This is a genomic window from Bradymonas sediminis, from assembly GCF_003258315.1.
GTDB lineage: Bacteria > Myxococcota_A > Bradymonadia > Bradymonadales > Bradymonadaceae > Bradymonas > Bradymonas sediminis.
This window is the reverse complement of the sequence record NZ_CP030032.1, coordinates 1,971,970-1,994,924: the sequence shown is the minus strand read 5'-3', so window position 1 is coordinate 1,994,924 and position 22,955 is coordinate 1,971,970. Positions and strand designations below refer to the sequence as shown.

Below are 22,955 nucleotides of genomic sequence, written 5' to 3'. Positions count from 1 at the left end.
TAAAGACAAGAAGCCGCACCCCTTAAAATGATCGAAATATCAGCTCTCAGTCGGGTCGACGCCGTCGCGGCGCTCCGGCTCGTCAGTCAGATGGCAGGCGACCCAGTGGCCCGGCTCGACCTCTCGAAAATCCGGGACGTCCTTTTTGCAGCGCTCAAAGGCGTAAGGGCAGCGGGTGTGGAAGACACAGCCCGACGGCGGGTTCAGCGGGCTTGGGACGTCGCCCTCGAGCACGATGCGCTTGCGCGTCGCCTCGACCTCGGGGTCGGGAATCGGCACAGCCGAGATCAACGCCTCGGTATAGGGATGCAGCGGTTTCTCGTAGAGGGTGTCGGCGTCGGTGAGCTCGGCCATGCGCCCCAGGTACATCACGGCGATGCGGTCCGAGATATGGCGCACCGCGGCGAGGTCATGGGCGATGAAGAGGTAGGTCAGGCCGAACTCTTCTTGCAGATCGTTGAGCAGGTTCATGATCTGCGCCTGAATGGACACGTCCAGGGCGCTGATCGGCTCGTCGGCGACGATGAATTTCGGCTTGCTCGCCAGCGCGCGCGCCACGCCGATGCGCTGGCGCTGCCCACCCGAAAACTCGTGCGGATAGCGGCGCACGTAGCGCGGGTCGAGCCCGACGATGGTCATCAACTCCTGCACCTGGCGGTCGACCTCGTCGCCCTTGGCCAGATTATGCACGCGCAGCGGCTCGGCGATGATATCGCCGACCGTCATTCGCGGGTTCAGCGAGGCGTAGGGGTCCTGGAAGATCATCTGGATATCGCGACGCTTCTTATGCATCTCGGCCGGGCTCAACTTCGTGAGGTCTTCGTCTTCGAAGAAGACTCTGCCCTCGGTGGGCGTATAGAGCTGGATAATCGAGCGCCCGGTGGTCGATTTACCGCACCCCGACTCGCCGACAAGCCCCAGGGTCTCGCCGTCGTAGATCTCGAAGGTCAACCCGTCGACCGCGCGCACGCGGCGGACTTCTTTGCGCACAAAGAGACCCTTATACACCGGGAAGTGCATCTTGAGGCCCTCGACGCGCACCAGCGCCTTGGCGTCGGGCTTGGCGCCAGCCGTCTTCTTATTCGCGGCGAGCGCGGGCTTCTCGGCGGCCTCTTGGGTCGCTGCCTTCTGGGTGTCGGGGGTGACTTTTGCGTCCTTGTCAGTCGCCGTCGATTTCTTTTCGCTCTCGGCCATTACTTCAGACATCGTCGCCTCCCTGGTCCTTCTGTGATGCGTTCGTTGCGTCTAATTCGATGCTGCCGCCGGCGCGAATCCGTGCCTCGACCGCGTGGGCGTGGCCGGGGGCGGAGCGGGTGCCCAATTTGGCGGCGTAGACTTCTTTGGCGCGCCAGCAATAGGAGCGGTGTCCGTCTTCAAATTCGACCGGCTCGGGGAATTTCTGGCGACATTTGTCGACCGCCCAGGAGCAGCGGTCGGCGAAGGGGCAGCCGGGGATATCTTTGGAGGTATCGGGCGGCAGACCCTCGATCGGGATCAACTCTTCGACGCGGCCCCGGTCCAGGCGCGGCACGCTCTTAAGCAGGCCGACGGTGTAGGGATGGGCCGGATGATAGAAGAGGTCGTCGGCGGCGGCCTCTTCCATGATGCGCCCGGCGTACATCACGATGACGCGGTCCGAGATGCCGGCGACCACGCCCAGGTCATGGGTGATGGTGACGACGCTGGTGCCGAAGTCGGTGCGCAGGCTCTTGATAAGCTCGAGGATCTGCGCCTGAATGGTCACGTCGAGCGCGGTGGTCGGCTCGTCGGCGATGAGCAGCGCAGGCTCGCACAGCAGCGCCATGGCGATCATGACGCGCTGGCGCATACCGCCCGAGAATTGATGCGGATATTGGTCGATACGCTGGGCGGCGCCCGGGATGCCGACCTTCTCGAGCATCTCGATGGCCTTTTTGCGCGCCTCGACCTTGTCCATGCCCTTGTGGATGCGCAGCGGCTCCATGAGCTGGCGCGAGATGCGCAAGAAGGGGTTCAAGCTGGTCATCGGGTCCTGCCAGATCATCGAGATCTGGTTGCCCCGGATCTTTCGCATCTCGCTCTTCGACTTCTTGAGCAGGTCTTCGCCCTGGAAGAAAATCTCGCCGCCGGCGATTCGGCCGGGAGGCGTCGGGATAAGCCCGAGGATCGAGATCTGGGTGACCGACTTACCCGACCCGGACTCTCCGACGATGCCCACGGACTCGCCGCGGCGCACCGAAAAGCTCACGCCGTCAACCGCGCGGACCGTGCCGCCGTCGACGCTAAAATGGGTCTTGAGATTGCGCACGTCGAGGATCTTGGGACGCTCGTCTTCGCCAGGCGAAGTAGTGCTCGTTTGGACTTCGGTTTTCTCGGATACTTCGGTCATAATCGCCGATTCCTTAAAAATGCTGCGTACTAAAATGAGTCAAATTAGGCCGCCGGTGTCGGCGGCCCACAATCCCGGAGCTCAGTCCTTGCGGATCTGGGGGTCCAGGGCGTCGCGCAGGCCATCGCCCAAAAAGTTCAGGCTCATCAGCGTGACGGCCAGAGCACCACCCGAGGCGAGGATGACCCACGGCGCGGTGCGCATGATCTGACGCCCTTCGCTTGCCAGGGCTCCCCATGAGGTCAGTGGCGCCTGGATACCCAGGCCAAGGAAGCTCAAGAAGGCTTCTTCCAACATGACCGCCGGGACCGTCAGCGTCGTGTAGACGATGATGGGGCCGAGCGCGTTGGGGATGAGGTGCTTGAAGATGATCCCGGGGGTCGACACGCCGATGCAGCGCGCGGCCTCGACGAACTCCTGCTCTTTGAGGCTGATGACCTGCCCGCGCACAATACGCGCCATCGTCAGCCATTGAATGGCCCCGAGCGCGACGAAGAGGATCACGATATCCGAGCCGAAGACCGACACCAAAAGGATAATCAGGATCATAAAGGGCATGCCGTACATGACGTCGACGATGCGCATCATGATATTGTCGACCTTTCCGCCCAGGAACCCGGCGGTCGCGCCCCAGCTCACGCCGATCAGCAGCGACACGAGCGTGGCGAGCAGGCCGACGGCCAGCGAGATGCGCGCGCCGTAGACAAGACGGGTGAGCAGGTCGCGGCCGAGCTTGTCGGTGCCGAGGCGGTTGATCTCGGGGCGCGGCAGGCCGATATACTCCTGCTGATTAAGCCCCAGGTCGTGGTCGGCGTCGAAGCGGTTGAGGATATTTCGCGCCTCGCTCGCGCTCACCAGCGCGACGAGTTTCCCCGCGTTCTCATAGGCCATCAGGCCGTCTTCGTTCGCGTCGCACTCAAAGACATAGCGATTCTCGGGCGGCGCCATGCTTTTCTTGGCGATCTTCCACTTCGCGCAATCCGGGATGAACTCCGGCGGCGCGAGGCTCAGCGGCGCGTTCACATATTCTTCGTAGGTGAGAAACCCGTCACCGTCGGTGTCGACCTGGGCGAATTCGTAGCGCCGATAGGCCTCTTCGATCTCTTGCTCGGTGATAAACCCGTCACCGTCCCGGTCGACCTTCTCGAAGGCGAGGTCCCCTTCTGGGGGCATCATCTTATAGTAGGTCGAGGGAACGCTGCGCGCGCCCGGCGGTTTTGGCACGACGAATAAGTGCTGCTCGTCGAGCGAAAAGCGGGTGATCGAGCTAGAGATGACCGGGTAAGCCAGCGCGCAAATCGCCATAAACGCGACGACCAAAAGGCCGGCCATCGCGGCCTTATTTTTGCGCAGTCTGCGGAAGGCGTCCTTCCACAGGCTGGTTCCGACCACGAGTTGGACGTCTGCCCCGCCTGCGTCTTCTTTTGCTTGCGGATCAATCATAGCTCACCCGCGGGTCAATGACCGTATAAAGAATGTCGACGAGGAGGTTCAGGAAGACCAAAACCGTGGAGTACAAAATGACGGTTCCCAGGACCATATTATAGTCGCGATTGAGCGCGGCGCGCACGAAGAGCTTGCCGACGCCCGGGAGGTTGAAGATTTCTTCGACGACAACCGAGCCGGCCAGGAGCGCCGCGACCGCGGGGCCCATATAGCTGACCACCGGCAAAATCGCCCCGCGCATGGCGTGGGCGACGACCACCGCGTGCTCGGTCAGCCCCTTGGCGCGCGCGGTTCGGATGAAGTCTTTGCGGATAATTTCGAGCATACCGCCGCGCGTCAGGCGCGCGATATAGGCGGCATAATACAGCCCGAGCGTGATGCTCGGCAGCACGCTGTCGACCCAGCTATCCCACCCGTTGGGGCGGAACCAGCCCAGGTCCAGCGCGAAGAACATGATCAAGAGCGGCCCGAGCACGAAGTTCGGGATGCTCACGCCGATCATCGCCAGGGTCATGGTCGAGTAGTCGGCCATCGTGTTCTGGCGCAGCCCGGCATAGAGCCCGGCCGGCACGCCGATCAGAAGCGCCACGAAGAGCGCTTGCAGACCCAGTTGCAGCGTATAAGGAAGCGCTGCCCACAGCGTCTCGCCGACGCCTCGGTCCGTCTTCATGCTCTGGCCAAGGTCAAAGCTGGTCAATAACGGGATCATATAATGCGCATATTGCGTATCGCCCCAACCCGAGGTCAAAATATGGATCGGCCCAAGCGTCACCTCGGAGGCCGGCTCCCAGGCGTCGCACGCCTCCACCGGCTCCAGCGGAACGCTTGTATAGACCGGGAACACCGGTCGATCCAATTTGTTTACCGCAATGCACCCGCAGGTATTGGTCGCACGCTCTTTGAGACACGGATTACTCGGCGCCATGCGCGTAATCCACAGCGCCAGCGTCACGATGGTCAGCAGCACAAAAACACTGCCGATCAGACGTTTTAAAATGAATCGACTCACTCGGATAGACTCATATATTTGAGGAGATGAATGTCGCGGTTGTGCGGCTCAAGGCCTTTCACGTCGCGCGAGACGAGCACATTATTGGTGTAGAAATAGATGGGGATAATCGGCCCCTCGGTCACCAAAATGGTCTCAGCTTCTTGCAGAATTTTGACGCGCTTGGCCGGGTCGGCCTCGGCACGCGCGGCCTCCAAAAGGCCGTCGTATTTCTCACTCGACCAGCCGGTGTCGTTATTGCCGTCACCGGTCTTGAACATCTCAAGGAAGGTCATCGGGTCGTTATAGTCGCCGATCCAGCCGGCGCGCGCGACATCGTAATTCAGGTTATCGATATCCTGCAAATAGATCTTCCATTCCTTGTTGACCAGCTCGATTTCGACGCCGAGGTTGGACTTCCACTGCTTCTGAATCGACTCGGCGACCAATTTATGGTTCTCGTCGGAGTTATACAAAAGCGTGATCTTCGGCATCGCCTTTCCGCCTTCGCCGTATCCGGCTTTCTTAAGCGATTCTGCGGCCTTACGGGGGTTGTAGTCAACCGTCGTGGTCGACTCATAGCCCGGCATATTATTGGGGACGTAGGAGTTCGCGGCCTCGTAGAGCCCGCTGAGCACGTCGTCGACCAGCGAGCTGCGGTCGGTGGCGTAGGACAGCGCGCGGCGCACGTCAGCGTTGGCCAGCGGCGAGTCCTCTTTGGAGACGTTCACGCGCAGGTAGTAGACGCCGAGCAGCGGGTCACGACGGTAGTCGGGGTGGGTGATGAAGTCCGCGATCTGGCTGACCGGCAGGCTGGTGCCGCTCCAGTGCAACTCCTGGGCGCGGTACGCGTTGGTGACGGCGTTGCGATCCGGAATGATGCGGACCATCGCCTCATTGATGGCGACGTTTTTGGCGTCCCAATAATGCTCGCTCTTCTTAAGCTTGATCTCTTTTTGCGAGATATACGACGTCATCTCGTAGGCGCCGTTGGTGATGATATTCTCGGGGCGCGTCCACTCGTCGCCGAACTCCTCGACGGCCTTCTCGGGCACCGGGAAGAAGGTATAAAACGCGGTCAGCTCCGGGAAGAACGGCGTCGGGTTATTGAGCTCGACTTCCAGGGTCTTGGCGTCCGGGGCGCGGATGCCGACGGTCTCCCAATCGGCCTCTTCGGGCTTGGACTTGTTATAAGCCTCGGCCCCCTTGATGACATAGAGCATCGAGACGTAATCGGCGGGGAAGCCCGGCGTCAGAATACGCTTCCAGGAGTAGACGAAATCAGCGGAGGTCACGGGCTCGCCGTTGGACCATTTCGCGTCTTCGCGCAGGTGGAAGGTGTAGGTCTTGCCGTCTTCGCTGATGTCGTAGGACTTCGCCACGCCGGGGCGCATCAGGTCTTTGGGGTCGTCGAGTCCTTCGGTGGTCGGCCCGGGAATGAGCAGGCCCTCGAAGAGCTGCATCGCGATGCGCCCTTCCGGCGCGCCGGTCATCTTCGCGGTGTCGAAGGTCTCGGGGTCCGCGGCGACGACGAAGGTGAACGAGTCGGCCTTGGAGCCCGCGCGAAAGCCGTCATCGGTGGCCGATTTCTCGGCCGTCGCGCTGCTCTCCGGCTTCTTCTCTCCGCCACCTTTATCGCAGGCAGCCAGCCCGGTCAGGCCCAACAATAACAACATCGCAAGCCCGGCACGCGCCGTCTTTGATGTATTTCGAAGTCCAATCATAATTCATTCCTGGTTAGCTACGATATGCGCAATCCGCGTATCTCATCATCGCGACTCATCATATCGATAATACGCAAATAATTGACCAACGCGCTTGTAGCTAGAAATCAGCGCGAATGTCAACGAGAGGGTGAAGGATGACGGGCGCGGCGAGGTCGTCGAGCGGTGTTTCTTGGCGCCGCGCCGGCTGGCGGCGGATAGGCGCGACGTGCTAGGGTGCGCGCTAAAAATTGATCGCGCGGCCGCCAATCCCCGGGCGCGGGTTTCGTGGCAGACGCCACGCAAATCAACAAAAAAAGGCCCCCGATAGGCGTTTGCGCTATCGGGGGCCTTATTTATGCAGCGAAATAATCGCCTATTTCTTATCCTGATCTCGCCCGCGAAGTACCGTGCGAATCGGCGTCCCTTCGAAGCCATAGATCTCGCGCAGTTTATTCACGAGATAGCGGCGATAGGACGGCTTGACGCCGTCGGCGCGGTTGACCGAGAACAAAAACGTCGGCGGGCGCGTGGCGACCTGGGATGCGTAATAGAACTTCACCGGGCGTTTCTTATGCATCGGCGGGCTATGCTGGCCGAGGGCTTGCTCCAGGAAGCGGTTGGTCTCGGCGGTCGAGATACGCATATTAAATTGGTCGAACGCGCGGTCCACGTATTCGAAAATTTTGTGGACGCGCTGGCCCGACAGCGCGCTGACGAAGACGACCGGGGCAAACGCCATAAACGGCATCTCGCGCTCGATGGCGGCGACATATTCGTCGGCCGTGGAGATCGTCTTGTCGACGAGGTCCCATTTATTGACCACGATGACGCAGGCGCGGCCACGGTTTTGGATGACGTCGGCGATCTTTTTATCCTGCCAGGTGATGCCCTCGATGGCGTCGACCACGAAGAGCACGACGTCGCTGCGGTCGATGCTGCGGATGGCCTGGAAGACCGCGTATTCTTCGAGGGTCTCCGAGATCTTGGTCTTTCGCCGCAAGCCGGCCGTGTCGATGACCAGATACTCCTGGTCGCCGCGGGTGATATGCGTGTCGATGGCGTCGCGGGTGGTGCCGGCGACGTTATCGGTCAGCAGACGCTCCTGCCCCAGCAACTTGTTGATCATGCTGGATTTTCCGGCGTTCGGCTTACCGACCACCGCGACACGCGCGTAGGGAGGCGCGACATCTTCGGCCCGAGTCTTCGGGATAAGCGCGCTGATCGTGTCCATCAGCCCGCTGATGCCGTGGCCGTGCTCGGCGCTGATGGGAAATAACTCCATGCCCAGGCGGTAAAACTCGCCCATATATTGCTCGGGCTGGTGGGGCGAGTCGATCTTGTTGACCGCGCAGAACACCGGCTTGGTGCTCTGGCGCAGCATGGCGGTGATCTCACGGTCGGCCGGCACGACGCCGGCGCGCGAGTCGACCATAAAGATAATCACGTCGGCCTCATCCATGGCGACCTGCGCCTGGATGCGCATCTGCGCGAGCATGCCGGCCTGGGCCTCGGGGACAAACCCGCCGGTGTCGATGACGGTATAGCGTTTGTCATACCACTCGCCGTCGGCGTATTGCCGGTCGCGCGTGACGCCCTCGGAGTCGTGGACGATCGCGTCACCGGCCTTAGAGAGACGATTAAAGAGCCGGCTTTTTCCAACATTGGGACGGCCGACGATTGCAATTAAAAAACTCATGACTTCGTTTCAACTCTTGGGCCGAGTCCCCGGGCGAGCCAACCGGCGCGCTCGAAGACATACGGCGTAAAAAAGATCACTGCGAAAACAACGGGGTTATTCGTATCCGAATCGGCCGAGGGCTTCGGGGTCCTCGCTCCACTCGGATTCAACCCGAACGAAGGTCTCCAGATAGATTTTCTTGCCAAAGAAGGCCTGCATGCGCTTGCGCGACTTGATGCCAATCGACTGCAGTCGCGCCCCACCCTTGCCGATCACGATGCCCTTTTGAGTGCTGCGCTCAACATGAATGATCGCGGAGACCTCGAGCATATTCTTGGCGCGGTTCTCGACGAAGCGCTCAATCTCAACCGCCACGCTATAGGGAACTTCCTCGTGGGTCTGCTCGAGGATTTGCTCGCGGATAAACTCGGCGGCGATAAAGCGCTCGGCCTGGTCGGTCAGCATATCCTCGGGGAAGAGCGGGCCGTCGGCCGGCAGGTGGCTCAAGATAATGTCGACCAGCCGGCGAATATTGTCGCCCTTATGCGCGCTGATCGGGATGATCTCGGCGAAATCAAAACGCTCGCTCAAATCCTGCATCATCGGCAGCAGCTCTTCTTTGGCGTCGAGCTTGTCGACCTTGTTGAGGATCAAGAAGACCGGCTGCTTTACCTCGGCGAGCTTTCGGAAGATAAAAGCGTCGGAGGCCGGCAGTTCATCCTTGCCCAGGCGCGCCGTCTGTTTGATATACGCGTCGGCGTCGATGACGTGGCAGATCAGGTCGACCTCGGTGATCGCGCTGAGCGCGGTCGCGACCATGCGTTTGTTGAGCTGCTTTTTCGCCTTGTGAATCCCGGGGGTGTCGACAAAAGCAATCTGCCCCTTGTCAGGGAAGCTTCGTACCCCCAATATTCGGTTGCGCGTTGTCTGCGGTTTGGCGGTGATAATCGCCAGGTCGACGCCGAGGATCCGATTCATCAGAGTCGATTTGCCCACATTGGGCTGTCCGATCAGGGCCACAAAACCGGCGTGGTAATCGGCTTGATTCGAGTCGGCGCTATTTTCGTTATCCAACGGCTTATTAATGTCGTTTTCCATCGTTCGGCAAATCCCTTTGATGCGATCTCAACGTCTCGGCTGCGATAAGCCGGAGTCTATAAAATTGGCTGGTGTCCTGGCGAAACTTGTTCTGGCGGCCATCTTATTTGGCGTGCCCATGATAACAAGTGCGTGTGAAGATCCACAACAGACCCAGACCCAGGCCTTCGAATACGCCGAGGAGCATTATCGCGGCGGTCACTATGGTGCGGCGCTTGACGGATATCAAGCATTTCTGGATTCCTATCCGACCAGCCCGCTGGCAGCAACCGCCGAAATGCGGATTCGTGGAATTCATCGCGAGGTTCGCTCCGTAATGATGGAAAAAAGCACCCCGCGGCCGCGCTATGTCGGCGATAAAAAGAAATCGAAGACTTCGGCGACCCGCCTCTCAGATATCGCGGCGGACGCCGACGCAAGCGTCTCCCCTACTCCAGCGCGCCCGGATTCATCGCAATCCGACGGCGCATCGGAACCCCCTCTATGACACACCTTCGCATCTTAATGCGAGCGCGCCGCCGCGGCATCCTAAATCGCGTCGGCGCCCAATCCTCGCTCAACTGGGCGGTCTTGGTGGCCGTCCTCGCCGTATTGGTCGGCGGATTGCTCTTGCTCGGCCACGCCGCGGCGCCCGGATTATTGCGCCCGCCGATGGACCTGGTGACCGCCATCGGCATGAATACGACCGACGGAAAGCTACCCGCGGGCGCCGCCGCCCTGGAAGCCGCCTTCTGGCTGGCCGCCCTCGCCTCCTCGGTGCTCAACTTCCGCGTGATGGAACTTCTATTTCGGCGAAAAGACGTCCGCGCGCTCGAACATTTTCCGCTTAAACTTTATGCCCTCTATATCGATCGCCTGCTCGCGGCCCTCGGCGAGGCTGTGGCGGCATCGCTGGTGCTCGCCCCGTTCTTTATCCCGATGTTCTGGCACGGCGGCGCGTTGGCAGCCGGCACGAGCATCGCGCTGATCGTCGTGGGATTGCTCACCAGCAGCGCCATCGGGTTCGCGGTGCAATTGGGCGCGGGCGCAAGCCTCGCGCCGACGCAGGCCGCCGACCCGAATCAATCGCGCGCCGAGCGACCGAATACCGCCAGCGGCAGCGCGCAGGTCTTTTTATATGCGCCCGGCGTCGCGCTAGCGGGCTCGGTCATCATCATCTTGCTGGCCAAGCTGGCCCTGGGCGAAGTCATCAAAGCCGGCGAGCCGACCCGCGCGCTCGGCGTGGGCCTGGGCGTGCTGGGGGTTGGCTTTGCCATCGCGCTGGCGATGTCTTTTAACTATTTTGTGCGAGCATTCCCGCGCATGAGCGCGCGCTTCCACGAGGTCGACTTCATCGGCTATAGCGTGTCGGCGGAGCATCAGACCTCCGACTTCCTAAAGCCGCGCCTGGGCGAAGCGCTGCTGCCGACGAGCGCGCGTTCGGTCTACCGCAGCTACGCGCTACAATTTGGCCGGCGCTATATGCTCGCCCGGTGGAGCTACGGATTGGGCTGGTTGGCCTCGGGCATCGCCCTCTTCCGGCTCAGCGAGGCGGCCTTGCCGCTGTGGTTGGTGGTAACGCTCCCGGCCATCGCCGCCGCGACGCTGGTCAACCCGTGGGTGCGCCTGTCCTCAAAACGAATTCGCCCGAGCTATCAGAACCTCCTGGCGCTCGATAAAAACGCCGATACCCAGGCAGCAATCGCGTTTGGTTTGAGAGAATTGCTGCTCTTCGCCGGCCCCTACGCCCTGCTCGCGCTTGTCGCGCTGGGACTTCGCAGCGGTGATTGGGCGACGGCGCTCGGCCTCGCTGCGCTTTCATTAGGCGGGTGCCTGGCGATCAACGGTGCGATGGCGCTTATCTGGTCCACCGTCGGACGACACCGCCTGGCCGAGCTGATCGGGCCGATTCTGCTCGCCATCGTAATGCTCGCCGCGGCGAATATTTCGCTGCTGGCGCTGGCCGCGATGGAGGCCCTGCTCATCGCCGGACACCTTCGGCTTTTGCTCGCGAAGGCGCCCGCAGCGACTCCCTCGGCGCCACATCCACAGGGTGGGTGAACAGGTGCGGATTCCTAAGCTTTAAGTGATATTTGGGCCAATTTCGCCCGTATTTTGAGCACTGAGATAATGAATATGGAAAATCAACCACGCCTGAATATCAAAAACCTGGTCAAGCGATACCGCCGCCTAGTTGCGGTGGATGACCTGTCGCTCACGATCAATGCGGGTGAGTTCGTGGGGTTTATCGGGCCAAATGGCGCCGGCAAATCCTCGACCATGGGCTGCATCACCGGGCTGCTCGCGCCGGACGGCGGGAGCGTCGAAGTCGCGGGGCTCGACGGGGCCCAAAACCCGGTCGAGATCCGTCGCCATATCGGCTTCGTCCCGCAGGAGCTCGAGCTCTACGACTATCTTACCGGCGAGGAGTTTTTGCGCTTCGTGGGAGATATCCGGGGCGTCACAGGCGCCGAGCAGGATAAACAGGTCGAGGAGCTCCTGGAGCTATGCGAATTGGTCGAGGCGCGCCACCGGCTCGTCAAAGAATATTCGGGTGGTATGGCGCGAAAAATTGCGATCTGCGCCGCGCTGATTGGCCCGCCTGAGCTCCTGCTCTTGGACGAATCTTTTGTGGGCCTCGACCCGGAATCGACGCTTCGAATCCGGCGTCATCTTCAGAAATATTGCGACCAGGGAGGCGCGATTCTTCTGTCGAGTCATATCCTCGATATGCTCGAGCGTATCTGCTCGCGTGTCGTTATTTTGGTCGACGGAAAGTTAAAGCAGGACTTGAGCCGAGCTGAGCTCGACGAGTTGATCGCATCCGGTAAGCATCCGGATTTGAACGCGATCTACCTGGAGGCAACCGGGAAAAAAATAAGCTGAACCAACAAACCCTAAAGCGTCACTTGAATTCGATTACCGTCTCGCGAAACCGTGACTTCGACCTTCGCGCCGACCCGCCGCACCACCAAAATCCGGTCGCCCCGCTGGATGCCCGCCTGGCCGGCGCTCGAATCCTCGGCCACAAAATCAACGATCCATTGCTGGTCGTCCTGCACGATTTGAGCGCCCAGATACCCTTCGATTTCCTCGCCACTATTCACCACTCCGGGTGGCAGCGATAACTCGAATAATCCCCGGTCGAGGGTGACGACCGCGCGCTCTTCGTTGGCCGCCTGGTTGGCCGCGTTCGCCCCGATATTGACGACCTTTTGCCCCGCCCCTCGGCGAGCGTCGCGGGCGACGATAGACGCCTTAAATGGGAGCGCGGTGTCGAAGTTAATTGGGCGGGCGCCCAGGCTATTCGCGTCGAGCAATAATCGCCCGTCTTGCCATATCTGAACCATCGCGCCGCTCACCGGTGAGCCGAGCGCGTCGACCACAAATATCTCGACGCGCCGCGGTGAATTCAGGGTAATTTCGGACTCCGCCTCAAGCATCCCCTCCCAATGAAGCTGAACGCCGGCGGCGCTCGTCGCGACGAGCTCTCGGCTGCCCATTCCGCAATTTACGAAGCGCCAGTCCCGCGCGTTGACGCGTTGCCCGCGGCACAAGCGCCCCGCATCGTTTTTACCCTTGGGAACCCGAAGCTCCACGCTATTTAACTCGACCGAGGCGTCGCGCACGTAGATGCGCACCAGCAAATCATCGCGCCGCACCTCGCGCGAAAGCACCAGATCTTTGATCCTGGTCGAGGTATTGCCCTTCACGCGAATAAGCGCCGAGAGCGCAGAGCCGTAGCCCACGGCTTCGGCCCGAACCTGCACGCCACCGGTCGCGATGCCGCCCATCGAGAATCGCCCCTGCGCGTCGCTCTTGCCAATCTGACTGGCCACGCCGACCTGGGCGAGGAAGTCCGCGTCGAGGATCTCATTGGCGAAGGGGCTGACCGGGATAATCTCGACATCCGCCCCCACCACCGGGACGCCAAACTCATCGATGACCCGGCCCGCCACGGTCGCGCCGCGGTCGAGGACGACCTGGGTTGTCGCGACCTCGGAGTCCGCCCGATAGGCATGGAGTAAATGGCGGGTATGGCGCACGAATCCATCGGCGTAGACGCTGAGCTGGAAGTCGCCCTGGGGAATCGCGCCAAACAACGCCTCGCCCGCATCGGAGGTCATCTGCGTCTGGTGGACCATCCCGATCAGCCCACGCGACAGGCGCACCTTCGCGCCCGACAGCGGCTCGCCGGCCGGGTCGACGACCTCGACCTTAATCGGCGACGCGGGCCGAAGCGTAACGACCTGGGGCTCATTGGGGTCGCGATTTGCTGGAAGAACGGACCAGAACGCGTCTTTATTATCTTCGCTTCGCGCGTAAACCTCGTGCGCGTTCACATCTTCGCTCCACACCGACACTTCGAGGAGTTCGGGCAGCTCAAAGAATCCGCCAATTCCGACCTCGCCTTCGCGCGGCGGATAGTGACCGGGCGTCCCCACCGAAACCGACACCGCGACATCTTCGGCCTTATCCCCACGCACAAATCGCAGCGCATTTGCTGGCACTTCGAGGGCGGCAGGCGGCGCAACGGCATCTTCGGAGGTTGGTGCTGGGGTGTCTGCCGGGCGGTCGGCGCGCTCTTTGGCGCTGTCACCCTCATCGACGCCCTGGCTCGCGCAATCCGCAGCGACAAAACTCCCCGCCGCGGCGACAGTCGCCACGAGGAGGAGTAGGTAGAGCCATTTAAGGCGAGTCTTCATGAAGGGTGACTCAGGAGTAGAGGCGGCGCACTACATTTTCGGCCAGGCGCTCGACCTTCGACTCGTCGCTGATCACATCAAGCCAGCTCTCCTGGCCGTTGCCGACCGCGGTGTCGGTCAGGATGGAATCGCCGCCGGAGTTGCGGCATTGTTCGAGATATGCCTGCACCAGCACGTGGTCGTAGCAGGTCTCCATAAAGTCGAGCGCGTCTTCGCGATTGCCCCAAAGCGGCTGGCAGGCCTGCACGAAGTCGAGGGCGTAGTCGCGCCCTCCGAGATATCCCGGCACGCAACTTTCGGTCTGGATATCGCGCGCGCAAAACGCATGAAGCACGTGGATATTGGAGACGAACGCGCGGATAAAGGTCGCGGCTGCCGCGGCCGAATCGCCGTTCTGATAATAGGCTAACCCAAGATTATAGAGTGACGCGGGCTCGACCGGGCCTAAGCGATAATCCTCAATCGCCGCCGAATAATTCCCACGAAGATGATGGATTTCACCGGCCATATAACGGCAACCCGCGTAATCGACGGCGCTGATATTGGCGAGGGTATCGAAGAGGACCAGCGCCTCGTCGTAGGCTTCAAGTCGGCATAGGCAAAGGGCTCGCCCTTCCATCGCGCGCAGATAGTCCTGGTTGGTCGCGTCGCTCCAGTCCACTGAGCCGCGCTGGCTATCGTCGTCCTCGGCGAGCGCAAACGCCGCGGTCATCGCGCGCAAATAGGCGTCGGCGGCTTGCTCGAAATCCCCCAATTCCCAATACACAAGCCCCAGGTGATTTAAGAAGTCGATGCCGTCCGGGTACGCCTCGGCGCCCTCGCTCAAGAAGCGGAGCGCGCGCTCATAGTCGGGCGCAGCGAGGGCTTCGAGGGAGCGCTGCATCAACCATTCGCGATGAAGTTTCTCGGCCGTGATATCGGCGTCGAGGCCAGAAATCGTATGTTCTGGCGATCCCGCCATCCCGTTGAGCGCGTTCGTCACCGCGACTTCGGCCGGGACCTCGCGCAACAGGCGGGTGGATTCCTCACACAGGCCTTGAAGTATCGCTTCAATATCTGAGCGCGTCTCAGGACGCATCCCGCCCAGAGAGTCGAGCGTTTTGAGCAATTGAGCCGCGTCATCCAAAACTTCGAGCAATACTTTCATTCGTAAATTTCTCTTCTGACAGGTCGCGCAGGCAGATTTAAGGCTATAAATATGGCTATTTCGCATCTTTTCAGCAGCATTTGCAGGCATTAAAGGCCAGATGACTCATAGAGTGGACCTGAAAGCGGCGGACGTCAAGAATTCACTTGAGGTTTTTGGGATACTTCCCGAAGCCCCTGTTTCGGCGAGGCGTGACGCGTCTTTTGAATACCCGCGCAGCAGGCGAGCAAAATTTCGCCGCGAAGTCATCATTTGCGGGCATGAAATCGATTCAATCCAGTTGCGCGCGCCCCGCGCAATTGCTAAGAGCGTGTGCCCTTATTGATGGCCATTGCGGCCAAAAAATCCCACTATTAGCAACCGACTTTTGACCATGACTCCACACGATATACGCGCCAGCTTTCTGAAGTATTTTGCCGACCAAGATCATAAGGTCCTCCCCAGCGCGCCGGTCGTCCCCGAAGGCGACCCCACCCTGCTCTTTACCAACGCGGGGATGAACCAGTTTAAGGATATGCTGCTGGGCAACGAGACCCGCGATTATAAGCGCGCGACCACCGTCCAAAAATGCGTGCGCGCCGGCGGAAAGCATAACGACCTCGACGAGGTCGGAAAGGATGGCCGCCACCTGACGTTCTTTGAGATGTTGGGGAACTGGTCTTTTGGCGACTATTATAAGCGCAAGTCGATTGAGTGGGCCTGGGATTATTTGCTCAACGTCCTCAAGCTCGACCCCGAGCGCCTCTATATTACGAATTACAAAGACGACGACGAAGCCGCGGCCATCTGGCGCGACGAAATCGGCATTGCGCCCGAGCATATGTTGCGCCTGGGCGATATCGAGAAAGGCGACGAGGAGAATTTCTGGTCCATGGGACCGACGGGCCCCTGCGGACCGTGCACCGAGATTCACTACGATAGCCACCCGGAATACGGCCCGTTTGAATTTGTCGAGGGCTACGACGACGAGCGCGTCGTCGAGATCTGGAACCTCGTCTTCATGGAGTATAACCGCGACGAAGACGGCGAGCTTCATCCGTTGCCGATGAAGAGCGTCGACACGGGGCTTGGCCTGGACCGCGTCGCGATGATCAAAGCTGGCCGCGACAGCGTCTTCCAGACCGAGCTCTTCACGCCGATCATCGAGACGACGCTCGGGTTGCTCAAAGCGTCGAACTCCGAGCTCTTCGCGAACGTGAAGACCGACGAAAATGGGCATCTCGAGGATAGAGAGGCGTTCTACGCCCTTGAGGACTTCACGGGCTTCTCGGTCATCGCAGACCACGTTCGCACGGTGACCTTCGCGCTATGTGACGGCGCTAAATTCTCCAATGAGGGGCGCGGCTATGTGTTGCGCCGTATCCTTCGCCGGGCGGTGCGTTTTGGCCGAAACCTCGGCTTTGAAGGCCCCTTCCTGCATAAAGTCTCCGCCGTCGTCGTCTCCGAGTATTCGGATATTTACCCGGAACTCGCCGCCGTCGGCAAAGAAGCCGCCGAATTGATTCGCTTGGAAGAGGAGCGCTTCTTCCGCAATATCGACCGCGGCATCGAGCTCTTCGAGACCGCGGCCAACGCGGCCATCGCCGAGAAACGCAGCGAGCTTGGCGGCGAGGAAGTCTTCCAATTGCACGCAACCTTCGGCTTCCCGCCGGACCTCACCGAGCTGATGGCCGAGGAAAAAGGCCTGTCCATCGATTGGAAGGCCTACGAGCAGCTCTGGCAGACCCATCAAGAGACCTCGCGCGGCAAGGACGTGTACGCCGACACCGCGGGCGTGGGCGATTGGGTCACGATTCTCGACGAAGACGACAGCGTCTTCGTCGGCTACGAGACCTTGAGCGCGACCGCGTCGATTACGCGCTACCGCGCGCTCGGCGACGGCCGCTACCAGGTGCTTTTGACCCAAACGCCCTTCTACGCTGAGTCCGGCGGCCAGGTCGGCGACCAGGGTGTGCTTCGCGGCGAAGACGGCGCGGTCCTGCTGAAAGTTCTGGACGCTCAAAAGGCCCCGATTGGCATCATTCACCTGGTCGAAGCGGCCGCCAAAGACGTCGACGAGGACGCGCTCAAAGCCACGTTCACGGCCGAGGTCGACGCCGAGCGTCGCCGCCTCACCATCGCGAACCACACCGCCACGCACCTTCTGCACGCGGCGCTTCGAGACATCGTGTCGGACTCGATCTTTCAATCGGGCTCGCTGGTGTCGCCGGAGCGACTTCGCTTTGACTTTAGCCACGGCGAGGCAGTGAGCCCCGAGCAATTGCGCGCGATTGAAGAGCGCGTAAACCGCCAGATTCGCGACGCGCATCCGGTCACCATCCACGCCGAGGTCACGCGCGAGCGCGCGGTCGACGAGATGGGCGCGATGGCCATCTTTGGCGAGAAATACGGCAATACCGTGCGCGTGGTCGAGATTCCGGGCGAGTCGGTTGAGCTCTGCGGCGGCACGCATGTGGCGAATACAAGCGACATCAACCTCTTCCGCATCGTGTCGGAGTCCGGCGTCGCCGCCGGCATCCGCCGCATCGAGGCGCTGAGCGCTGATGGCGCCCTGGCCAGCTACCGAGCCGAAGCCGACCAATTGCGCGAGGTCGCGCGCATCCTCAAGACCGACACACATCACCTGTTGAGCCGCGCCGAGTCGCTGATGGCCGAAAAGTCCGACCTGCAACGCCAGGTCGACCAGCTCGGGCAAAAATTGGCGAACTCGGCGTCCGGAGATTTGGTGTCGGATGCGGCCGATATCGATGGCGTCCAGGTCATCGCGGCCAAGATCAGCGTCGAGAAGCGCGATCAAATGCTCGCCTACGCCGATAAGCTGCGTGAGAAGATCAAAGGCGAAGGCGCGGTGCTGCTGGCCGGTGAGCTGGACGGAAAGGCCACGCTGGTCTGCGTTGTGACCCAGGAAGCCTTCAAGGGGCGAGGGCTGAAGGCCGGCGACCTGGTTAACGCCGCCGCGAAATATATCGACGGTCGTGGCGGTGGCCGCCCGACGCTGGCCCAGGCTGGCGGCACGAAAGTCAAGGGCCTTCAGCCCGCCATCGATAACTTCGAGGCCATCGTCAAAGAGGCGTTGGCCAAATAAAATAGGTCGGCAAAACAACTAAAAAAGCCGGGGCCAAATGGCCCCGGCTTTTTTATATCTAGCGCTTGTCGCCTATCTCGACCGGCGTCTCGGCCTGAACGGTCCGATTCGATTGAAATTGAAAGAACACGAAGACACTCGCTGCCGAGATGACGATAAATAGCAGCGACATTAAAATGGACTGGCGCTTCTGCAGCCGGCGCACCTCGGCGGCGAGGTTCGAGTTCTTCTTCTTCGCCTCGATGATGGTGCTTCGATCCGCGGGGGCAATCTCGCGCTTCGACGGCTTCTCGGGCGCCCGCCCGAAGCCCTCGCGCGGAAGCTCCAACGTGGGGTCCGACAGGTCTTCGTCGAGCGTTCCATCGGCGGCATCGCCCTCGATATGCCCGAGCATCTCCAGCGGGATATCGCCGATGGGCTTGGGCTTCTGGGTCTTGGCGTAGGCGTCGCGCATGGTCTCCGCGATATCTTCGCGCTCGGCGACAAAGAGCTCGGCCACATAACAGCCAAGCGCGCGGCGAAGGCTCGCGTCAGCGCGCGTGGAGAGAAAATCGATCAACTCGTCGCGCATCTCGGCGGCGTTGGCGTAGCGCTCGGCTGGGTCACGCTCAAGCGCGCGCATAATAATCGCCTCGAGCGCCTCGGGGAACCCCTGAACCACGAGCCCCGGCGCGGGGATCGGTTCCTCGGTGACCGCCTTAATTACTTCGGGCGTCGTCGCCCGGCGAAAGAGCCTGCGCCCGCAGGTTAGCTCGTAGAGGATGATGCCCAGGCTGAAGATATCGGAGCGCGCGTCGGCCGGCTCGTCGCGGCATTGCTCCGGGCTCATATAGGCGTATTTCCCGCCGCCCGCGCTGCCATCTTCGTCTTCGGCCTCACGAATGCGCGCGATGCCAAAGTCGAAGATCTTGGTCACGCCCTGGTAGGTGACCATCAGGTTTTGGGGGCTCACGTCACGATGCACGATCGAATAGACGCTGTCGTCGAGGTCGCGGAATTGATGGACGTAATTGAGCCCATCGGCGGCGTCGGCGATGATCTGGACCACATGATTAATCGGCAGCGGCGTGCCGGCCTTAAACCCGCGCTGGGCGATATCGGAGACCGTCTGGCCCGCGATAAAGTCCATGATCATGCAATGCTCCTGGCGCATGACCCGCATATCGTGCACGGTCATGACGTGCGGATGCGCGAAGCGCACCGATAGAAACGCCTCGCGATAGAAGAGCTCGTTATAGCGGGCGTCGTCGCGGTGGCGGGTCGGCAGCGCCTTGATGACCAGGGGCCGCGAGAAGTCACCCGGGCCTTCTTTGAGCGCCAGGAAGACCTCGGATTGCCCGCCCACGGCGAGGCGGCGAAGCAATATATACTCGCCAAGTTGTCGGTTGATGAACATTCGGCAGACGCCAGTTTTGTGAAAGATTTGTAGGTTGCGCCGTCATAAAATTGACCGGCGGCTCATCGATCGGCGCAATGATACCGCCGCATTCTAGGCCGGGATCGCGTCGGGTGTCAAAGAAATGGGGCGTCTGTTCTCGAAGCGCCATCCCGGCATGCCCGAACTTCGCTTCGGCTCGCCCCAATCAACACCTGACATGTGTTTGAGAAGCGGCTAAGATCGACTCGGCTTCACAAGACGCGGGCCAACTCCACTTGGTCAGATACCCCTGCGCATATTGCCCTCGAATTCTGTCATGAATCAATTTCTCAAACTCTTCGCCGCGGCGCTCTATTTTGGCATGTTGGCGGCCACCCTCTCGGGATGCAGCGACACGGCGGATGCCGACGGCGACCGCCCCAAGCTCACCTGCAGCACGGACGGTGACTGCCGCACGCGCGAGCAATGCATCGCCGGTCGCTGCCTGGTAGTTGGCGCGGAGCCAATCCCCGACGCCGGCCCGGATGACATCGACGAAGAGGACGCCCCCGAGGTCGAAGACGACACCGACGTCACGCCGCCCCTCGACGCCTCGGGCGACACCGACCAGACCCAGGGCCCCGACGAAGACGGCGACGGCGTCCCCGACCACCTCGACAACTGCCCCAGCGCCTATAATCCGGACCAAAAGAACAGCGACGGCGACCCCTTCGGGGATGCCTGCGACAATTGCCCCTTTATCGCCAACGCGGCCCAGAGTGACGTCGACGGCGATGGCGTGGGCGATGTTTGCGACATTTGCCCAAGGGTCCCGAACGCCGACCAGGCCAGCGGCTCGCTTATCGCCTGCACGGCGACGTCGGACTACGACGGCGACGGCATCCCGGATATCATCGATAATTGCCCAACGATCCCACATCCCCTGCAAATCGACACCGACTCCGACGGCTTTGGCGATCTGTGCGACAATTGCCCCGACGTCGCCAACGCCGATCAAATCGACCGCAATCGTAACGGCAAAGGCGACGCCTGCGAGTTCGGCGGCCAACCCGACTTCGACGGCGACGGCTGGCCGGACGACATCGACCCCTGCCCGACCGTGCCGAAGGGCGGGCTCAGCGACGCCGACGGCGACGGCGTGGGCGACGCCTGCGACCCCTGCCCGGCCATCGCTGGAGGCAAACCGGCCGATTGCCAGGTCCGCGGCGACGCCGACGGCGACGGCATCCCGAATATCCTCGACAACTGCCCGCATATCCCGAACCCGCTGCAGCTCGACCGCAACTTCGACGGCATCGGCGACGCCTGCCAGGACCACTTCTGGATGCAGGATAGCGACGGCGACGGCGTGGCAGACCGCACCGATAATTGCCCATTTGTGGCCAACCCCTCGCAATTAGACGATGACAACGACGGCATCGGCAACGCCTGCGCCGACCTGACGCTGCCCGACGCGCACGACCGCGACGGCGACGGCATTCTGAATTATCTCGACAATTGCCCCTGGCGCGCGAACCCCGGGCAAGAAGACACCGATGGCGACGGCGTGGGCGACCGCTGCGATAATTGCCCTCTCGTGGCCAACCCGGACCAGACCCAGACCAATAACTCACCGGTGGGCGACGCCTGCGCCGCAGATTTCGACGGCGATGGCATCGCGAACGCTGCCGATAATTGCCCCTATACGCCCAACTCGGACCAACGCGACTCCGACGGCGATGGCATCGGCGACGCCTGCCAGGCCGACCGAGGCGCGGTGCTCGATGGGCCCGATTTCGACGGTGATGGCATCCCGGACGCCATCGACAACTGCCCGCGCACCGCCAACCCGGACCAGGCAGACCAGGACAATGATGGCGTGGGCGACGCCTGCGATCGATGCCCGATGGTGAGCGACCCGTGGAACCTCGACATCAACGGCGACGGCGTCGGCGACGCCTGCGCGAACGACCGCGATGGCGACGGCATCCCGGACGCCCGCGACAATTGCCCGGAGGTGTCGAACCCCTTCCAGAGCGACATCGACGGCGACGGCATCGGCGACCTGTGCGACGCCTGCCCGCTGGTCGCCCGCGCCGTCATGGACCTCGGCGACCCTGGCGCGGCTTGCGCCGACGACTTCGACGGCGACGGCATCCCCGACGCCCTGGATAATTGCCCGCAGGCGCCCAACCCCTCCCAACTCGACAGCAATGGCAACGGCGTCGGTGATGCCTGTGAGGGCGACGTCGACGGAGACGGCGTGCCCGACCTCTGGGATAATTGCCCATTATTGCCAAACGCCGACCAGCTCGACTCGAACGGCGACGGGGTCGGGGATATTTGCTGGAGCGACGCCGACCGCGACACCATCCCGGACAACCTCGACCCCTGCCCCAACTTCTTTAACTCGGTTAACCGCCCGTGCTCGCTTTAATTCGTCGCCGTGGACCAGGCTTTTGAGCCCCCCGTTAGCGGTAGACAAAAAAATCCCCCGCAATCACTGATGGATTGCGGGGGATTTTTGTATCCGATTGAGCCGGAATTACTTACTCAACAATCGAAGCTTCGACCGCGATGAATGTGCCAGTCAGCAGCCAGGCGTCGTTGGTGCCGTCGCCGTCGAGGTCGTCGGTCTTCGGCGTGGACTTGAGCAGCTCCGACAGCAGCAGCGGCGTGGCTCCAGCGGAGAGCTGAATCTCGGCGACCGCCGCGGCCTCTTCGGTGATATACCCAACCAACACACCGTTCTGAATCTCGACGCCGCTCTCGTCTGCGGTCGGACGCAGCGCGCCGGTCAGGGTCAAATCCGAGATCGGAATCGCCGACTTAAGGACGTCCTCACCGCTCTCAAAGGTAACGATAAAGTCGAGCGCAGCGAGACCGGCCTTCATCTCGCCGGTGGTGCCATCGAACTCCGAACCAATGGTATACTCACCGGAGTCGTCCGGATCCCACGTATAATCACAGTTGTCGCCGAGCGACGGCAGGCATTCCAGGTCTGCTTTCAGGCCAGCGCCACCGCGAAGGTCCAGGCTACCGGCGCCCTCGTCGATATTGCGCAGGTTCAAAAGCACCACGATCGGATACTTGTCGTCCTGATTCTTGATATTCTTGTCGAGGAGCGTATTCAGATTATGCAGCGGCGCGGTATCGTCGAGCGCGAATTTGGTGAAGCGCAGCGAATACTCGCTCTCGAAGCTCCAACTCTCGGGGAGCGGGTCCAATTCACCGGTGCCTTCGCCGTCGGGCGCGTCGGTGGCGTCTTGCTCAACACCACTGTCACTATCGTTCGAGCTGTCGGAGTCGTCCGAGCACGCCGTCACACCAAAAATTAGCAAACCGGCGATCAACAGGGCCAAATAAGTCTTCGATTTAGTCATCATTTAGTCTCCTC

General features: G+C 61.3%; 15 protein-coding genes and 2 pseudogenes. 5 read left to right on the top strand and 12 right to left on the bottom strand.

Going from position 1 to position 22,955, the window contains the following annotated elements:
* Positions 1–39: 39 nt before the first annotated feature.
* From DN745_RS07485 to era, 8 genes and pseudogenes are all read right to left on the bottom strand, one after another.
* Entirely contained in the window at positions 40–1,206 is a 1,167-nt protein-coding gene (locus DN745_RS07485; protein ID WP_275426329.1) for an ABC transporter ATP-binding protein, read from the bottom strand.
* Positions 1,199–2,368: an ABC transporter ATP-binding protein gene (locus DN745_RS07480; protein ID WP_111333484.1), complete on the bottom strand. Its 1,170-nt coding sequence runs from the start codon at positions 2,366–2,368 to the stop codon at positions 1,199–1,201. The genes DN745_RS07485 and DN745_RS07480 overlap by 8 nt, the downstream gene beginning before the upstream one ends.
* 81 nt (positions 2,369–2,449) lie before the next feature.
* Positions 2,450–3,115: pseudogene (locus DN745_RS20210) on the bottom strand (ABC transporter permease); the annotation flags it as partial.
* A 276-nt stretch (positions 3,116–3,391) separates the two neighbouring features.
* Positions 3,392–3,811, bottom strand: a pseudogene (locus DN745_RS20205) (hypothetical protein); the annotation flags it as partial.
* Positions 3,804–4,823, bottom strand: coding sequence for an ABC transporter permease (locus DN745_RS07470; protein WP_111333481.1), 1,020 nt, complete (start codon positions 4,821–4,823; stop codon positions 3,804–3,806). The gene DN745_RS07470 and the pseudogene DN745_RS20205, both read right to left, overlap by 8 nt.
* Complete coding sequence (locus tag DN745_RS07465) at positions 4,820–6,526, bottom strand: peptide ABC transporter substrate-binding protein (RefSeq protein ID WP_111333479.1); 1,707 nt, start codon at positions 6,524–6,526, stop codon at positions 4,820–4,822. Before DN745_RS07465 ends, DN745_RS07470 begins: the two co-directional genes overlap by 4 nt.
* A gap of 355 nt (positions 6,527–6,881) precedes the next feature.
* Positions 6,882–8,204 (bottom strand): ribosome biogenesis GTPase Der, encoded by a 1,323-nt coding sequence (der, locus tag DN745_RS07460; protein WP_111333478.1) that lies wholly within the window; start codon positions 8,202–8,204, stop codon positions 6,882–6,884.
* A 96-nt stretch (positions 8,205–8,300) separates the two neighbouring features.
* Complete coding sequence (gene era, locus DN745_RS07455) at positions 8,301–9,284, bottom strand: GTPase Era (RefSeq protein ID WP_111333476.1); 984 nt, start codon at positions 9,282–9,284, stop codon at positions 8,301–8,303.
* Here era and DN745_RS07450 point away from each other — a divergent pair.
* From DN745_RS07450 to DN745_RS07440, 3 genes are all read left to right on the top strand, one after another.
* Positions 9,271–9,771, top strand: a complete 501-nt coding sequence (locus DN745_RS07450) for a tol-pal system YbgF family protein (RefSeq protein ID WP_133622070.1) — start codon at positions 9,271–9,273, stop codon at positions 9,769–9,771. The genes era and DN745_RS07450 overlap by 14 nt on opposite strands.
* Entirely contained in the window at positions 9,768–11,324 is a 1,557-nt protein-coding gene (locus DN745_RS07445; RefSeq protein ID WP_111333473.1) for a hypothetical protein, read from the top strand. The genes DN745_RS07450 and DN745_RS07445 overlap by 4 nt, the downstream gene beginning before the upstream one ends.
* 75 nt (positions 11,325–11,399) lie before the next feature.
* A complete protein-coding gene (locus DN745_RS07440; protein ID WP_162687530.1) occupies positions 11,400–12,149 on the top strand; it encodes an ABC transporter ATP-binding protein in 750 nt (249 codons plus the stop codon).
* An 11-nt stretch (positions 12,150–12,160) separates the two neighbouring features.
* Here DN745_RS07440 and DN745_RS07435 read toward each other — a convergent pair whose 3' ends face one another.
* Positions 12,161–13,969 carry a carboxypeptidase-like regulatory domain-containing protein gene (locus DN745_RS07435; protein WP_111333470.1) on the bottom strand — a complete coding sequence of 603 codons (1,809 nt, stop codon included), beginning with the start codon at positions 13,967–13,969 and terminating at the stop codon, positions 12,161–12,163.
* A 10-nt stretch (positions 13,970–13,979) separates the two neighbouring features.
* The gene (locus tag DN745_RS07430) at positions 13,980–15,116 is read right to left on the bottom strand and encodes a tetratricopeptide repeat protein (RefSeq protein WP_162687529.1); all 1,137 of its coding nucleotides are present in this window, start codon (positions 15,114–15,116) and stop codon (positions 13,980–13,982) included.
* Positions 15,117–15,489: 373 nt separating this feature from the next.
* On the opposite strand from DN745_RS07430, the gene alaS reads away from it, so the two are divergent.
* Entirely contained in the window at positions 15,490–18,201 is a 2,712-nt protein-coding gene (alaS, locus tag DN745_RS07425; protein ID WP_111333467.1) for an alanine--tRNA ligase, read from the top strand.
* A 58-nt stretch (positions 18,202–18,259) separates the two neighbouring features.
* Here alaS and DN745_RS07420 read toward each other — a convergent pair whose 3' ends face one another.
* Entirely contained in the window at positions 18,260–19,597 is a 1,338-nt protein-coding gene (locus tag DN745_RS07420; RefSeq protein WP_111333465.1) for a serine/threonine-protein kinase, read from the bottom strand.
* 298 nt (positions 19,598–19,895) lie between these two features.
* Here DN745_RS07420 and DN745_RS20115 point away from each other — a divergent pair, with 298 nt between their 5' ends.
* The gene (locus DN745_RS20115) at positions 19,896–21,995 is read left to right on the top strand and encodes a thrombospondin type 3 repeat-containing protein (protein ID WP_111333463.1); all 2,100 of its coding nucleotides are present in this window, start codon (positions 19,896–19,898) and stop codon (positions 21,993–21,995) included.
* A 112-nt stretch (positions 21,996–22,107) separates the two neighbouring features.
* On the opposite strand, the gene DN745_RS07410 is transcribed toward DN745_RS20115, so the two are convergent.
* Entirely contained in the window at positions 22,108–22,944 is an 837-nt protein-coding gene (locus tag DN745_RS07410) for a hypothetical protein (protein WP_111333462.1), read from the bottom strand.
* Positions 22,945–22,955: the final 11 nt, after the last annotated feature.

Excerpts from the sequence above, each read along its gene's own strand:
- DN745_RS07485 (WP_275426329.1), bottom strand. The coding sequence starts at position 1,206 with ATGTCTGAAGTAATGGCCGAGAGCGAAAAGAAATCGACGGCGACTGAC.
- DN745_RS07480 (WP_111333484.1), bottom strand. The coding sequence starts at position 2,368 with ATGACCGAAGTATCCGAGAAAACCGAAGTCCAAACGAGCACTACTTCG.
- DN745_RS07465 (WP_111333479.1), bottom strand. The coding sequence starts at position 6,526 with ATGATTGGACTTCGAAATACATCAAAGACGGCGCGTGCCGGGCTTGCG.
- der (WP_111333478.1), bottom strand. The coding sequence starts at position 8,204 with ATGAGTTTTTTAATTGCAATCGTCGGCCGTCCCAATGTTGGAAAAAGC.
- DN745_RS07450 (WP_133622070.1), top strand. The coding sequence starts at position 9,271 with ATGTCGTTTTCCATCGTTCGGCAAATCCCTTTGATGCGATCTCAACGT.
- era (WP_111333476.1), bottom strand. The coding sequence starts at position 9,284 with ATGGAAAACGACATTAATAAGCCGTTGGATAACGAAAATAGCGCCGAC.
- DN745_RS07445 (WP_111333473.1), top strand. The coding sequence starts at position 9,768 with ATGACACACCTTCGCATCTTAATGCGAGCGCGCCGCCGCGGCATCCTA.
- DN745_RS07440 (WP_162687530.1), top strand. The coding sequence starts at position 11,400 with ATGGAAAATCAACCACGCCTGAATATCAAAAACCTGGTCAAGCGATAC.
- DN745_RS07435 (WP_111333470.1), bottom strand. The coding sequence starts at position 13,969 with ATGAAGACTCGCCTTAAATGGCTCTACCTACTCCTCCTCGTGGCGACT.
- DN745_RS07430 (WP_162687529.1), bottom strand. The coding sequence starts at position 15,116 with ATGAAAGTATTGCTCGAAGTTTTGGATGACGCGGCTCAATTGCTCAAA.
- alaS (WP_111333467.1), top strand. The coding sequence starts at position 15,490 with ATGACTCCACACGATATACGCGCCAGCTTTCTGAAGTATTTTGCCGAC.
- DN745_RS07420 (WP_111333465.1), bottom strand. The coding sequence starts at position 19,597 with ATGTTCATCAACCGACAACTTGGCGAGTATATATTGCTTCGCCGCCTC.
- DN745_RS20115 (WP_111333463.1), top strand. The coding sequence starts at position 19,896 with ATGAATCAATTTCTCAAACTCTTCGCCGCGGCGCTCTATTTTGGCATG.
- DN745_RS07410 (WP_111333462.1), bottom strand. The coding sequence starts at position 22,944 with ATGATGACTAAATCGAAGACTTATTTGGCCCTGTTGATCGCCGGTTTG.